Here is a 13,598-nt window from a genome sequence, read left to right on the forward strand (position 1 = left end):
CTGAGATAACGTGACGCCCATGGCAGACGACTACCTCGTACGCATCGGCAAGCTCATCCGTGACGCCCGCCAGCACCGTGGCTGGACGCAGACGCAGCTCGCCGAGGCCCTGGCCACCAGCCAGAGCGCCGTGAACCGGATCGAACGTGGCAACCAGAACATCAGCCTTGAGATGATCGCACGCATCGGCGAAGCACTGGACAGCGAGATCGTGTCCCTGGGATACGCCGGACCCATGCATCTGCGGGTCGTCGGCCGCCGCCGGCTCTCCGGGGCCATCGACGTCAAGACGAGCAAGAACGCGTGTGTCGCGCTGCTCTGCGGCTCGCTCCTCAACAAGGGCCGCACGGTCCTGCGCCGCGTCGCCCGCATCGAGGAGGTCTTCCGGCTCCTGGAGGTCCTCAACTCCATCGGGGTACGCACCCGTTGGATCAACGACGGCGTCGACCTGGAGATCGTGCCGCCGGCCGAGCTGGACATGGACTCGATCGACGCCGAGGCCGCGATCCGCACCCGCTCGATCATCATGTTCCTCGGCCCGCTGCTGCACCGCCTCGACCGCTTCAAGCTGCCGTACGCGGGCGGCTGCGACCTCGGTACGCGGACGATCGAGCCGCACATGATCGCGCTGCGCCGCTTCGGCCTCGACATCACGGCCACCGAGGGGCTCTACCACGCGCAGGTCGAGCCGTCCGTGGTCCCCGACCGCCCGATCGTGCTGACCGAGCGCGGCGACACCGTGACGGAGAACGCGCTGCTCGCCGCGGCCCGCCACGACGGCGTGACCGTCATCCGCAACGCCTCCTCCAACTACATGGTCCAGGACCTGTGCTTCTTCCTGGAGGCGCTGGGCGTACGGGTGGAGGGCATCGGCACGACGACGCTGACCGTCCACGGCGTCCCGCAGATCGACGTCGACGTGGACTACTCCCCCTCCGAGGACCCGGTCGAGGCGATGAGCCTGCTGGCCGCGGCCGTGGTCACCGAGTCGGAGCTGACGATCCGCCGGGTCCCGATCGAGTTCATGGAGATCGAGCTCGCGGTCCTGGAGGAGATGGGCCTCGACCACGACCGCTCGCCGGAGTACGCGGCGGACAACGGCCGCACCCGCCTGGTCGACCTGACGGTCCGCCCCTCCAAGCTGGAGGCGCCGATCGACAAGATCCACCCGATGCCGTTCCCGGGCCTGAACATCGACAACGTGCCGTTCTTCGCGGCGATCGCGGCGACGGCCCAGGGCAAGACGCTGATCCACGACTGGGTCTACGACAACCGGGCGATCTATCTCACCGACCTCAACCGCCTGGGCGGCCGCCTCCAACTCCTCGACCCCCACCGCGTCCTGGTCGAGGGCCCGACCCGCTGGCGCGCGGCCGAGATGATGTGCCCGCCGGCCCTGCGCCCGGCGGTGGTCGTCCTGCTGGCGATGATGGCGGCGGAGGGCACGTCGGTCCTGCGGAACGTGTACGTGATCAACCGGGGCTACGAGGAGCTGGCGGAGCGCCTGAACTCGGTGGGCGCGCAGATCGAGATCTTCCGGGACATCTAGTGGAGGGCGCGGTGTCAGTGGGGTGCGTCATTCTGGGGGTATGACTCTGCCGCGTGCCGTCTGTCCCGTCTGCGCCCGCACCGTCGCCCTCAAGCCGACCCGACGAGCCGGGCACGGGTCGGTGACGGACCACAAGCGTGAGCGGAAGTCCCTGAGCCTGTGCCCCGGTTCGGAGACCCACCTGCCGTACACCGAGGCGAACGCGTGGCAGCTGGAGATTCCGGCCCTGCGGAGCGGTCCGGCGGAGGACGGGGACTCGCTGAGGCTGTTCTGAGGCGCGGGGTCAGCCTGTGGGACGGCTGCGGAGCTTCTTGCGGAGCGTGCGGGTCTCGGGGTGCTTCGGGCCGAGCGCCGCGTCGAGGATCGCGAAGCTGTCGTCGTACCACTGGCGCGCCCCGTCCGGGCCGTCCGCGAGCAGGGCGACGTCGCCGAGGCGCTCACAGAGGACGCTCAGCGCCCGCTGGGCCCGCAGGTCCCTGGGGTCGTCGCCGAGCAGGGCGCGGCGGATGGTCAGCGCCTCGTCGTAGTGGGCGCGGGCGGTCTCCAGGTCGCGACGGAGCAGGGCCAGGTCGCCGAGGCGCTCGTGCTGGACGCCCAGATCGCGGCGGGTGCCGGGGTCGTTGGGGGTCTCCAGCGCCAGGTTCCGGTGGACGGACAGGGCGCGCGCGTACCACTCGGCCGCCTCGCCGTGCTCACCACGGTCCGCCGCCAGGAGCCCGAGCCGTTCCTGGATCACGCCCAGCTCCCGCCGGTCGCCGCGGTGGCGCGGGTCCGCGTCCGCCAGTCGCTCGGCGTACGAGAGCGCCGTGTCGTAGCGGTCGCGTGCGGTGCGTCCGTCGCCGGCCGCCGCGATCTCGCCGAGCTTGAACGCGCCGTCCCGCAGGTTCCGCAGCACCCCCAGGTCGTCGGGGTGCTCCTCGTGCAGTCGCGAGGCGACGGCCAGGCCCTCCTCGTACGCCTCCGCGGCCTGGTCGGGGCGGCCGGCTCCCTGCCAGAAGTCGCCGTACTTGGCGAACGACGCGCTCAGCTCCCGACGTGTGGAGAGGTCGGGGAACTGCTCGGCCAGGCGGATCGCGTTCGCCAGCATGCGTTCGTAGTGGCGCCGGGCCTCCCGGGGCTTCCCCCTCCGCACGGCCTCGTCACCGGCCCGCTCGGCGGAGGTACAGCTGTCCACGATGCCCTGCCGTACCCGGACCGCATCCCATCTCGTCATCGAACCCCCACATGCACGGCCCGGCCGTGTCACGGCGGGAAACCTGCTGACGAGATCACTATCCCCGGCCCCGGGACCTTGGGAGACGCCGTGCGACGAACCTTCCGCCAGAGTTCACCCAACGGTCGGCGAGGACGTCACGGGCGGGTACGGGCGAGCGGGCGGCCGGCCCCCGCTCGCCCGCCGTACCGGCTCGGTTACTTCAGGGCGGAGATGGCGGCCTCGTAGTCGGGCTCCTGGGTGATCTCGTCCACGAGCTCCGCGTGGAGCACCTCGTTGTTCTCGTCCAGGACGACGACGGCGCGGGCGGTCAGGCCCGCCATCGGGCCGTCCACGATCTCGACGCCGTAGTTGGTGTGGAACTCCCGGCCGCGCAGGGTGGAGAGCGTCTTCACGTTCTCCAGGCCCTCCGCACCGCAGAAGCGGGACTGCGCGAACGGCAGGTCCGCGGAGATGCACAGCACGACGGTGTTGGCCAGGTCGGCCGCCTTCTCGTTGAAGGTGCGGACCGAGGCGGCGCAGACGCCGGTGTCGACGCTCGGGAAGATGTTCAGCACCTTGCGCTGTCCGGCGAAGCTCTCCAGCGAGCTGTCCGACAGCTCCTTGGCGACGAGCGTGAACGCCGGGGCGATGGTGCCGGGGGCGGGCAGCACGCCGTTGACCTGCACCGGGTTGCCCTTGAGCGCAATCTGGGCCATGGGGGTTTCTCCCTGGGTAGTGATACCGACAACGCGCCCGATCGTACGTCGCGTGGGCTGCGCGGCACGTACCGGCGGCGCTCGGGCGCTACCAGTCGATGCGGTCGAGGACCCACGCCCGCAGAGCCGTGTCGTCGGCCGGCAGCTCCTCGTCCGCGTGACAGGGCGTCAGGACCAGGACGAAGTGGGTGAGGTAGCCGTACGGGCCGTGGTCCTGCAGAGGGGTGAGGACGACGGCGTGCGCGTCGGTGCGCCATATCCGGCACAGTGCGAACGGGCCGAGGCTGAACCGGCCGTCGGAGCGCACCGTCCGGACGGGCTCGCTGCCGAGGACCCCGCTCACCGTCGCGGAGGCCTCGGCGAGCAGCGTCTCGCACGTGTCGGGTGCCGGGTCCGTCGAGAAGCGCCCGCCGAGCTCGTCCGCCCACCCGCGGACGTCGTCGGTCAGCCCCCGGACGTTCGCCTCGGCCTCCGGGTCGTACGGGTACGCCTCGGCGAAGACCAGGTTGAACGTCGCGCTCCGGGATCCGACCGGGTTGTCCTCGTCGTAGGAGAGGACGTGGCCGTGGCGGGTGCGCTCCGCGTCGCAGACGAGCATCGTGAACTCCCAGCCCAGGACGGAGCTGCCGTGGTCGAGGAACGCCTCGTCGGCCACGGGGGCCATGGCGGGGAGCGCCAGCAGGTCGCGGACGGCGGGGGCGGTCAGGGTGGAGGCGGCCAGCGCTTTCACGATCATGACACCGACGGTACGGGGCGCCTGTGACAACCGGGGCACCTCGACGGGTCCGCTGCCCGGCCGCCACCGCCCGACCCGCCCGGCCCGGCCCGGCGGGTCGGGAGGGGGCGGATCAGCCGGCGCCGGGCGGTGGCATTCCGCCCTTGAGGCGTTCGATGTCCGAGGCGCGGACCTGGATCACGAAGAGGGCGATGAAGAACGCCACGATGGCGAACGCCGCCGCCGTGATGAATCCGGACGAGACGCCGGACGTCAGGACCTGGTCGGCGTAGGGCGGTGGCAGCTGCCCCGTCTTGGCGAACTCGGCCTTCTCCAGGGGGCCCGCCTGGGAGAGGAAGACGGGGATCTGCACCTTCGCCTCGTTGCGGCTGGCCGTGCCGAAGACGGTCACCAGGATCGAGAGGCCGAGCGAACCGCCCACCTGCTGGGTGGCGTTGAGCAGCCCGGACGCGGCGCCCGACTCCCGCTGCTCGACGTTGGACAGCGCCATGATGGTCAGCGAGACGAACATCAGGCCCATGCCCATGCCGAAGACGAGGATCGGCCCGAGGACACTGCCCAGGTAGGTGGAGTCGACGTCGGTCAGGGTCAGCCAGGACAGGCCGCCCGCGGCCAGGAGCGAGCCGACGACCATGAAGGGTTTCGGCCCGTACCTGGGCAGCAGCTGGGAGGCGATTCCCGCGCCGACCGCGATGATCGCGCTGACGGGCAGGAAGGCGAGGCCGGTCTTCAACGGGCTGAAGTGCAGGACGTCCTGCACCCAGAGCGTCAGGAAGAAGAACATGCCGAAGATCGCCGCGGCCAGGCAGAGCATGATCGCGTAGGTGCCCGCCCGGTTGCGGTCGGCGAACATGTGCAGCGGGGTGATCGGCTGCCGGGAGCGGCGCTCCACCAGGATGAACAGGAACAGCAGGACTACCGCCGCGCCGAACGAGATGAGCGTCAGCGGGTCGCGCCAGCCCTCCTGGGAGGCACGGATGAACCCGTACACGAGGGCCACCATGCCGAGGGTGGAGGTGAACGCTCCGGTGAAGTCGAAGTGGCCGGGGTGCCGCTCGGACTCCTTGATGTGGCGGGGGGTGAGGAAGACGATGAGCAGCGCGATGGGCACGTTGACGAAGAAGATCCAGCGCCAGTCGAGCCATTCGACGAGCAGTCCGCCGGCGACGAGGCCGATCGCGCCGCCGCCCGCGGAGACGGCCGCGAAGACGCCGAACGCCCGGTTGCGTTCCGGGCCCTCTTCGAAGTTCGTGGTGATCAGGGAGAGCGAGGTCGGGGAGGCGATGGCTCCGCCGACGCCCTGGAGCGCCCGGGCGGCGAGGAGTTGCCAGTCGTTCTGGGCCAGTCCGCAGAGCAGTGAGGCGAATCCGAAGAGCAGGATGCCGAACATGAAGACACGGCGGCGGCCGAGGATGTCACCGGCGCGCCCGCCGAGGAGCAGCAGTCCGCCGAAGGTCAGCGTGTAGGCGTTGACGACCCACGACAGGCTGGTGGTCGAGAACTCCAGCGAACTCTGGATGTGTGGCAGGGCGATGTTGACGATCGTGATGTCCAGAACGACCATCAGCTGACACGAGGCGATGACGAAGAGGGCGATGCCCTTGCCGTCGCCCTGGTGCTTCGTTGCCGCGGTCCCCGCCGGCGTTGTCGGCTTGGGTGTACTCATGGCGCGTCGCGTCCTCGCTCTGTGAGGAGGCGTGGGCCGGTCAGTCCACCTTTCGACATTAAGCCCGGGTTCGGCGACTCTCCAGTTGATCAAGCGGGGCCCGTCACTCCAGGACGGCGAGGCCGTCCAGTTCGACCTGCGCCTGCTCGTCCCACAGCCGTACGACTCCGATGACGGCCATCGCGGGGTAGTCGCGGCCGGCCAACCGATGCCAGATCCGGCCCAGTTCGTGGGCGTGGTGCCGGTAGTCGGCGATGTCGGTGGCGTAGACGGTGACACGGGCGAGATCGGCGGGGGAACCGCCCGCGTGCCGGAGGGCGGTGAGGAGGTTGGCGAGGGCGGTCTCGAACTGCTCGGGCAGCGACTCCCCCACGACCTTGCCGTCGCGGTCGAGGCTGGTCTGCCCGGCGAGGAGGACGAGCCGCGAGCCGGTGGCGGTGACCGCGTGGGAGAAGCCGGTGGGCGGGGAGAGTTCGGCGGGGTTGTGCCGGTGCAGGCTCATGACGTGGCCTCCTTGGACCGCGCGGAAGGCGTCTCGACAAGCTTCTCGTACGGCGGCCCGGGCGTGCCCCTCGGAGGCTGGTCCGGCGTCCGTCGCGAAGGCCCCTCCGGCAGCCTCTCCGACGGGTTCTCCCCGGGCGTCCCGGGGGCCGTCCCCGCCGTCTCCTCTGAAGGCCGTTCGGAGAGCGTCCGCGCCTTGTAGAGCTCCTTGGCGATGATCGTGCGCTGGACCTCGGTGGCACCTTCGTAGATGCGCGGGGCACGCACCTCCCGGTAGAGGTGCTCCAGGAGGTGGCCGCGTTGCAGCGCGCGGGCGCCGTGGAGCTGGACGGCGGCGTCGACGACGTACTGCGCGGTCTCGGTGGCGAGCAGCTTCGCCATCGCCGCGCGGCGGGGCACGTCCTCCGCCCCGGCGTCGTACGCGGCCGCGGCGGCGTAGACGAGGAGGCGGGCGGCCTCGGTGCGGGTGGCCATCTCGGCGACCTGGTGGGCGACGGCCTGGAGGTCGGCGAGGACGCCGCCGAAGGCGCGGCGGTCGGCGGTGTGCGCGAGGGTGGCGTCGAGCGCCGCCTGGGCCATGCCGACGGCGAAGGCGCCGACGCTGGGGCGGAAGCGGTTGAGGGTCGTCATGGCGACCCGGAAGCCGCGGTCGGGCTCGCCGAGGACGTCCGCGGGGCCGACGGGGACCCCGTCGAAGACCAGGGTGCCGATGGCGTGCGGGGCGAGCATGTCGAGGGGGCTGCCGGAGAGGCCGGGACGGTCGGCCGGGACGAGAAAGGCGGTGACGCCGCGGGCGCCGGCGCCCGGGACCGTACGGGCGAAGACGGTGGCGAAGTCGGCTTCGGGGGCGTTGGAGATCCAGCGCTTCTCGCCGTGCAGCCGCCAGCCGCCGGAGCCGTCCGGACGGGCCTGGAGGGCGAGCGCCGCGGCGTCGGAGCCGGCGTCGGGCTCGCTGAGCGCGAAGGCGGCGACGGCGCGTCCGGCGACGATCTCGGGGAGCCAGCGGGAGCGCTGTTCAGGGGTGCCGAAGGCGGCGACCGGGTGGCCGCCGAGACCCTGGAGGGCGAGGGCGGTCTCGGCCTCCGTACAGGCGTGTGCGAGGGACTCGCGCAGCAGGCAGAGGTCGAGGGCGCCGGCGTCGAAGAGCCCGGCCAGCAGGCCGAGCTCGCCGAGGGCGGCGACGAGAGGGCGGTTGACGCGGCCCGGCTCGCCCTTCTCGGCGAGCGGCCGGAGCCGTTCGGCCGCGAGGGCGCGGAGCTCCGCGCAGCGGGCGGTCTGCTGTGGATCGAGTGAGAATACGGACATTCGGACCCCTGTCCCGTTCGCCGACATCACTTCTATCGCGCACCGTTGACTGTCGTCACCATCACGATACGCTCGATGGGCGACCCCACCACGACAAGGGGACGAACTCATGGAGCTGACCCCCTCGGCCCACCACGACACCTTCGCGCGCGACCATCTGCCGCCATCGGACCAGTGGCCGCGCCTGCTCTTCGAGCTGCCGGGGCTGAACTACCCCGAACGGCTCAACTGCGGGGCGGAACTGCTCGACCGCACGGTGGAACGATTCGGCACGGAGCGCCCCGCCTTCCGTGACGGCGACGGGCATGTCTGGACATATGGACAACTGAGTGAACGGGTGAACCGGATCGCCCATGTCCTCACCTCCGACCTCGGCGTCCGGCCCGGCAACCGGGTGCTCCTGCGCGGCCCCACCACCCCGTGGCTGGCCGCCTGCTGGCTCGCGGTGATGAAGGCGGGCGCCGTCGCCGTCACCGTCCTGGCCCAGCAGCGCGCCCGCGAACTGGCGGTCATGTGCGAGATGGCCCGCTGCGACCACGCGCTGTGCGACGTCAGGACGGTCGACGACCTGGTCAAGGCCGAGGTGCCGGGGCTGCGGATCACGGCCTTCGGCGGGGACGCCCCGGACGACCTGCTCGCCCTCGCGGCCGGCCACCCGGACACGTACGAGGCGGTGGAGACGGCCGCCGACGACGTGGCGCTGATCGCCTTCACCTCGGGCACCACCGGGCGGCCCAAGGGGTGCATGCACTTCCACCGTGACGTGCTCGCCGTCGCCGACACCTTCTCCGAGCACGTCCTGCGGCCGGATCCGGACGACGTCTTCGCGGGCTCCCCGCCCCTCGGCTTCACCTTCGGTCTCGGCGGACTCGTCCTCTTCCCGCTGCGCGCCGGGGCGAGTGCGCTGCTGCTCGAACAGTCGGGCCCCAAGCAGCTGCTGACGGCGATCCCCGAGCACGGGGTGTCGGTGCTGTTCACCGCGCCGACGGCGTACCGGGTGATGCTGGAGGAGATCGACCGGAACGGCGGCCACCACGCCGGCACGCTGCGCTCCCTGCGGCGGTGCGTGTCGGCCGGCGAGAACCTGCCGGCCGCGACCTGGAACGCCTGGTACGAGCGGACCGGCCTGAAGCTCATCAACGGCATCGGCGCGACGGAGCTGCTCCACATCTTCATCTCCGCGGCGGACGGCGACATCCGCCCGGGCACGACCGGACGGCCGGTCCCCGGCTGGCAGGCGCGGGTGGTGGACCGGACGGGCGCCGAGGTCCCGGACGGGCAGGAGGGCCTGCTCGCGGTGCGCGGTCCGGTGGGCTGCCGGTATCTGTCCGACCCGCGCCAGAGCGAGTACGTCCACCAGGGCTGGAACGTCACCGGCGACACGTACGTCCGCGAGGCCGACGGGTACTTCCGCTATGTCGCCCGCGCCGACGACATGATCATCTCGGCGGGCTTCAACATCGCCGGGCCGCAGGTGGAGGAGGCGCTCCTCGCCCACCCGGACGTGGTCGAGGCGGCGGTGGTCGGTCACGAGGACCCGATGCGCGGCCAGATCGTCGTGGCGTACGCGGTGGTACGCGACGGGGTGCCGCGGGACGCGGAGACGGCCGGGGCGCTGCGGGCGTTCGTGCGGGCCCGGCTGGTGCCGTACAAGAGCCCACGGAGGATCGTCTTCCTGGACGCGCTGCCCCGGACGGCCACGGGAAAGCTCCAGAGATTCCGGCTGCGCGCGAGCCCCGAAGACACCCCCTAGAGTGATCACGTGGTCGAGCACACCCCCCGTTCCCTGATCGTCTCGCTGTACGGCGCGTACGGCCGTGGCCTCGCTCCGGGCGAGGAGCCGTTGCCGGTCGCCGAGCTGATCCGCCTTCTCGCGGTGCTCGGCGTGGACGCGCCGTCGGTGCGCTCGTCGGTGTCCCGGCTGAAACGCCGGGGGCTGCTGCTGCCCCGCCGGACGGCGGACGGGGCGGCCGGGTACACGCTGTCGGACGACGCCCGCCAGCTCCTGGACGACGGGGACCGCCGCATCTACGCCCGGGCGGAACCGGCGCTCTCCGACGGGTGGGTCCTCGCCGTCTTCACCGTGCCCGAGGCCGAGCGCCACAAGCGGCACCTGCTGCGCTCGCGGCTCGCCCGGCTGGGCTTCGGCTCGGCGGCACCGGGGGTCTGGATCGCGCCCGCGCGGCTGTACGAGGAGACCCGTCACACCCTGGAGCGCCTGGAGCTCTCGTCGTACGTGGACCTCTTCCGCGGCGAGCACCTGGGGTACGCGCCGACGGCGGAGGCGGTGGCCCGCTGGTGGGACCTGCCCGCGATCGCCAAGCTCCATGAGGAGTTCCTGGCCGCCCATGAGCCGGTCCTGCGGGCCTGGAGGGCCGCCCCGGGCTCGGCGGAGGACGCCTACCGCGACTACCTCTTCGCCCTGGACTCCTGGCGGCGCCTCCCCTACGCAGACCCCGTCCTCCCGGCCGAACTGCTCCCCCAGGACTGGCCGGGCGCCCGCTCGGCGACGGTCTTCGCAGAACTCCACGAGCGCCTGCGGGACCGGGGCGCGGAGTTCGCGCAACCGACGGCGGACGGCTCGGGGGAGTGACGGAGCCGGCCGCGAGGCTGGAGGGGTACGCGCGGGAGTACCGGGCCGGGAAGTGGCCGGGCACCCCGCACCCCGACCCGTGTGCGTGCCATGACTGCCTGGGCGTCAGTTCAGGGTGAGCCGGGGCTTCGGGGCGTCCGTGCGGCCCGTCGGCGGTGTGCGGCTGCCCGCGCGGTACGGGTCCGGCCAGGGCGCCGCCGGGCCCCGGTAGTTCTGCTCGGCCGCCGCGTGGAGCGTCCAGTGCGGGTCGTAGAGGTGCGGGCGGGCCAGCGCGCACAGGTCCGCGCGGCCGGCCAGGAGCAGGGAGTTGACGTCGTCCCAGGAGGAGATCGCGCCGACCGCGATCACGGGGACCCCGAGCGCGTTGCGGATCCGGTCGGCGTACGGGGCCTGGTACGAGCGGCCGTACTCCGGGCGTTCGTCGGGGACGACCTGGCCGGTGGAGACGTCGAGGGCGTCCGCGCCGTGGGCGACGAAGGCGCGGGCGGTCCCGATCGCGTCCTCGGTCGTGGTCCCGCCCTCCGCCCAGTCGGTCGCGGAGAGGCGCACGGTCATCGGCCGGTCGTCGGGCCAGGCCTCCCGTACGGCGTCGAAGACCTCCAGCGGGAAGCGGAGCCGGTTCTCCAGCGGGCCGCCGTAGGCGTCGTCCCTGCGGTTGGTCAGCGGGGAGAGGAAGCCCGAGAGCAGATAGCCGTGGGCGCAGTGCAGTTCGAGGAGGTCGAAGTCGCAGCGGGCCGCGCGCCGGGCCGCGGCGGCGAACTCCTCCCGTACGGCCGTCATGCCCGCCCGGTCCAGGGCCCGGGGGGTCTGGTTGACGCCGGGCCGGTAGGGCAGTGGCGAGGCGGCCGTCAGCGGCCAGTTGCCCTCGGGGAGCGGCTGGTCGATCCCCTCCCACATGCGGCGGGTGGAGCCCTTGCGGCCGGAGTGGCCGAGTTGGACGCCGATCGCCGTGCCGGGGGCCTGTGTGTGGGCGAAGGCGGTGATCCGGCGCCAGGCGTCGGCCTGCTCGTCCGTCCAGAGGCCGGTGCAGGCGGGGGTGATGCGGCCCTCGGGGCTCACGCAGACCATCTCGGTCATGACGAGCCCGGCGCCGCCGAGCGCCCGCGCGCCGAGGTGGACGAGGTGGAAGTCGCCGGGAAGGCCGTCCTCGGCGACGTACATGTCCATCGGCGAGACCACGACCCGGTTGCGCAGGGTGAGTCCGCGCAGCCTCAGGGGGGTGAACATCGGCGGGGTGCCGGGCGGGCAGCCGAAGTCCCGTTCCACGGAGTCGGTGAAGAGGGGATCGCGCAGACGGAGGTTGTCGTGGGTGACGCGGCGGCTGCGGGTGAGGAGGTTGAAGGCGAACTGGCGTGGCGGCTGGTGGAGATAGCCGTCGACCTCCTCGAACCAGCGCAGGCTGGCCGCCGCCGCGCGCTGGGTGGACTCGACGACCGGCCTGCGCTCGGTCTCGTACGCGGTCAGCGCCTCCGCCAGGGTGGGCTGTTCCTCGACGCAGGCGGCGAGCGTGAGGGCGTCCTCGACGGCGAGCTTGGTGCCGGAGCCGATGGAGAAGTGGGCGGTGTGGGCGGCGTCGCCGAGGAGGACGGTGGTGCCGTGCGACCAGCGCTCGTTGACCACCGTACGGAACGCCGTCCAGGAGGACCGGTTGGAGCGCAGCTCCCGGCCGCCGAGCACATCGGCGAAGACCTTGGCGCAGCGGGCGGTGGACTCGTCCTCGTCCATCTCGTCGAAGCCGGCGGCCCGCCAGACCTCCTCGCGCATCTCGACGATGACGGTGGAGGCACCGGAGGAGAACGGGTAGCCGTGGAGCTGCATCACGCCGTGCTCGGTCTCGGCGATCTCGAAGCGGAAGGCGTCGAGGGCGAAGTCGGCGGCGAGCCAGATGTAGCGGCAGCGGTGGGTGGTGATCCGGGGGCGGAAGACGTCCGCGTGCGCCTCGCGGGTCGCGCTGTGGACGCCGTCGGCGGCGATGACGAGGTCGTGTGCGGCGGCCAGCTCGGCGGCCGGCGGGGCCTCGGTACGGAAGCGGAGCCGTACGCCGAGCTCGGCGCACCGCGCGTGCAGGATCTCCAGGAGCCGGCGGCGTCCGAGTGCGGCGAAGCCGTGGCCGGAGGAGGTGAGGAGGTGTCCGCGGTGGCCGATGTGGATGTCGTCCCACCGGACGAACTCGTCCTGGAGGGCCCGGTAGACGGCGGGGTCGGCGTGCTCGATGCCACCGAGGGTCTCGTCGGAGAGGACGACGCCGAAGCCGAAGGTGTCGTCGGGGGCGTTGCGTTCCCAGACGGTGACCTCGCGGGCGGGGTCGAGCCGCTTGAGCAGGGCGGCGGCGTAGAGCCCGCCGGGCCCGCCACCGACGACGGCGATACGGAGGGGGGCCCGGGGGGCTTCCGCGGGGGCGGGCTCGGTCCGGGCGGGGGGCGTCGTCACCGCCCGCGCCACTTCGGGGGGCGCTTCTCGGTGAAGGCGGCGTGGAACTCGGCGTAGTCCTCGCCGTTCATGAGCAGCGCCTGGGTGGCCGCGTCCAGTTCGACGGCGGCCGCGAGCGGCATGTCCAGTTCGGCGGTGAGCAGCGCCTTGGTCTGGGCGTGGGCGAGGGCCGGTCCGTCGGCGAGGCGGCGGGCGAGCTCGGCGGCGCGGGTGTGAACGCCGCCCTCCTCCGTGACCTCGCTGAGCAGGCCGATCCGCTCGGCCTCGGCGGCGCGGACCGGTTCGCCGAGCATGAGGAGCCGGGTCGCATGGCCGAGGCCGACGACCCGGGGCAGCAGATAAGCCGCGCCCATGTCGCCGCCGGAGAGCCCGACCCGGGTGAAGAGGAAGGCGAACCGGGCGCTCGGGTCGGCGATCCGGAAGTCGGCGGCCAGCGCCAGGACCGCTCCCGCGCCGGCCGCGACACCGTGGACGGCGGCGATCACGGGGAAGGGGCACTCACGGATCGCCCGGACGACCTGCCCGGTCATCCGGTTGAAGTCGAGCAACTCGGCGGTGTCCATCGCGAGGGTCGCGCCGATGATCTCGTCCACGTCACCGCCGGAGCAGAAGCCGCGCCCCTCGCCGCCCAGGACGAGGGCGCGGACCGCCCGCTCGCGGGAGAGCTCGGCGAGCAGGTCGCGCAGGTCGGCGTAGGCGCCGAAGGTGAGCGCGTTGAGCTTGTCGGGTCGGTCGAGGGTGACGGTGGCGACGCCGTCCTCGACGGTCAGTCGCAGATGCCGCCAGCGCTCGGTGCGGGGTGCGGAGCCGGTAAAGGGGCTCATACGGGACGCCCTCCCTTCCTCCTCCCCGCAGCGTATCACCGTGTTGTGACTGTCGTCACGAGCGCGCGATAAAGCGGGGGCCC

General features: G+C 72.3%; 12 protein-coding genes. 4 read left to right on the top strand and 8 right to left on the bottom strand.

All coding sequences use genetic code 11. The features are described from left to right. Nucleotides 1–19 precede the first annotated feature (19 nt). Nucleotides 20–1,549 (top strand): UDP-N-acetylglucosamine 1-carboxyvinyltransferase, encoded by a 1,530-nt coding sequence (locus tag M5362_RS04475; RefSeq protein WP_260225974.1) that lies wholly within the window; start codon nt 20–22, stop codon nt 1,547–1,549. A 40-nt stretch (nt 1,550–1,589) separates the two neighbouring features. Further along, a complete protein-coding gene (locus M5362_RS04480) occupies nt 1,590–1,823 on the top strand; it encodes a hypothetical protein (RefSeq protein ID WP_260225975.1) in 234 nt (77 codons plus the stop codon). Nucleotides 1,824–1,832: 9 nt separating this feature from the next. On the opposite strand, the gene M5362_RS32950 is transcribed toward M5362_RS04480, so the two are convergent. The 6 genes from M5362_RS32950 to M5362_RS04515 form a co-directional block, all read right to left on the bottom strand. Beyond that, nucleotides 1,833–2,762 carry a lipopolysaccharide assembly protein LapB gene (locus M5362_RS32950; RefSeq protein WP_261365547.1) on the bottom strand — a complete coding sequence of 310 codons (930 nt, stop codon included), beginning with the start codon at nt 2,760–2,762 and terminating at the stop codon, nt 1,833–1,835. A gap of 197 nt (nt 2,763–2,959) precedes the next feature. Then, nucleotides 2,960–3,460 (bottom strand): thiol peroxidase, encoded by a 501-nt coding sequence (gene tpx, locus M5362_RS04495; protein ID WP_260225976.1) that lies wholly within the window; start codon nt 3,458–3,460, stop codon nt 2,960–2,962. An 88-nt stretch (nt 3,461–3,548) separates the two neighbouring features. After that, complete coding sequence (locus tag M5362_RS04500; protein ID WP_260225977.1) at nt 3,549–4,196, bottom strand: hypothetical protein; 648 nt, start codon at nt 4,194–4,196, stop codon at nt 3,549–3,551. A 112-nt stretch (nt 4,197–4,308) separates the two neighbouring features. Continuing rightward, nucleotides 4,309–5,862, bottom strand: coding sequence for an MFS transporter (locus M5362_RS04505; protein WP_260225978.1), 1,554 nt, complete (start codon nt 5,860–5,862; stop codon nt 4,309–4,311). Nucleotides 5,863–5,965: 103 nt separating this feature from the next. Next, nucleotides 5,966–6,364, bottom strand: coding sequence for a RidA family protein (locus tag M5362_RS04510; RefSeq protein WP_260225979.1), 399 nt, complete (start codon nt 6,362–6,364; stop codon nt 5,966–5,968). Next, the gene (locus M5362_RS04515) at nt 6,361–7,668 is read right to left on the bottom strand and encodes an acyl-CoA dehydrogenase family protein (protein WP_260225980.1); all 1,308 of its coding nucleotides are present in this window, start codon (nt 7,666–7,668) and stop codon (nt 6,361–6,363) included. Before M5362_RS04515 ends, M5362_RS04510 begins: the two co-directional genes overlap by 4 nt. 109 nt (nt 7,669–7,777) lie before the next feature. On the opposite strand from M5362_RS04515, the gene M5362_RS04520 reads away from it, so the two are divergent. Both M5362_RS04520 and M5362_RS04525 read left to right on the top strand, forming a co-directional pair. Then, on the top strand, nt 7,778–9,421 hold the full coding sequence (locus M5362_RS04520; RefSeq protein WP_308354846.1) for an AMP-binding protein: 1,644 nt from the start codon (nt 7,778–7,780) through the stop codon (nt 9,419–9,421). Nucleotides 9,422–9,430: 9 nt separating this feature from the next. Beyond that, a complete protein-coding gene (locus tag M5362_RS04525) occupies nt 9,431–10,261 on the top strand; it encodes a PaaX family transcriptional regulator C-terminal domain-containing protein (RefSeq protein ID WP_260225981.1) in 831 nt (276 codons plus the stop codon). Nucleotides 10,262–10,366: 105 nt separating this feature from the next. Here the strand turns inward: M5362_RS04525 and M5362_RS04530 are convergent, their stop codons facing one another. Together M5362_RS04530 and M5362_RS04535 are read right to left on the bottom strand one after the other, a co-directional pair. Further along, nucleotides 10,367–12,691 carry a bifunctional salicylyl-CoA 5-hydroxylase/oxidoreductase gene (locus tag M5362_RS04530; protein ID WP_260225982.1) on the bottom strand — a complete coding sequence of 775 codons (2,325 nt, stop codon included), beginning with the start codon at nt 12,689–12,691 and terminating at the stop codon, nt 10,367–10,369. Next, nucleotides 12,688–13,515, bottom strand: coding sequence for an enoyl-CoA hydratase family protein (locus tag M5362_RS04535; RefSeq protein WP_260225983.1), 828 nt, complete (start codon nt 13,513–13,515; stop codon nt 12,688–12,690). Before M5362_RS04535 ends, M5362_RS04530 begins: the two co-directional genes overlap by 4 nt. Nucleotides 13,516–13,598: the final 83 nt, after the last annotated feature.

This window comes from Streptomyces sp. Je 1-79 (assembly GCF_025195125.1).
Taxonomy (GTDB): Bacteria; Actinomycetota; Actinomycetes; order Streptomycetales; family Streptomycetaceae; genus Streptomyces.

What these genes read in the sequence shown, in the direction of transcription:
- M5362_RS04475 (WP_260225974.1), top strand. Translation starts at nt 20, where the DNA reads ATGGCAGACGACTACCTCGTACGCATCGGCAAGCTCATCCGTGACGCC.
- M5362_RS04480 (WP_260225975.1), top strand. Translation starts at nt 1,590, where the DNA reads ATGACTCTGCCGCGTGCCGTCTGTCCCGTCTGCGCCCGCACCGTCGCC.
- M5362_RS32950 (WP_261365547.1), bottom strand. Translation starts at nt 2,762, where the DNA reads ATGACGAGATGGGATGCGGTCCGGGTACGGCAGGGCATCGTGGACAGC.
- tpx (WP_260225976.1), bottom strand. Translation starts at nt 3,460, where the DNA reads ATGGCCCAGATTGCGCTCAAGGGCAACCCGGTGCAGGTCAACGGCGTG.
- M5362_RS04500 (WP_260225977.1), bottom strand. Translation starts at nt 4,196, where the DNA reads ATGATCGTGAAAGCGCTGGCCGCCTCCACCCTGACCGCCCCCGCCGTC.
- M5362_RS04505 (WP_260225978.1), bottom strand. Translation starts at nt 5,862, where the DNA reads ATGAGTACACCCAAGCCGACAACGCCGGCGGGGACCGCGGCAACGAAG.
- M5362_RS04510 (WP_260225979.1), bottom strand. Translation starts at nt 6,364, where the DNA reads ATGAGCCTGCACCGGCACAACCCCGCCGAACTCTCCCCGCCCACCGGC.
- M5362_RS04515 (WP_260225980.1), bottom strand. Translation starts at nt 7,668, where the DNA reads ATGTCCGTATTCTCACTCGATCCACAGCAGACCGCCCGCTGCGCGGAG.
- M5362_RS04520 (WP_308354846.1), top strand. Translation starts at nt 7,778, where the DNA reads ATGGAGCTGACCCCCTCGGCCCACCACGACACCTTCGCGCGCGACCAT.
- M5362_RS04535 (WP_260225983.1), bottom strand. Translation starts at nt 13,515, where the DNA reads ATGAGCCCCTTTACCGGCTCCGCACCCCGCACCGAGCGCTGGCGGCAT.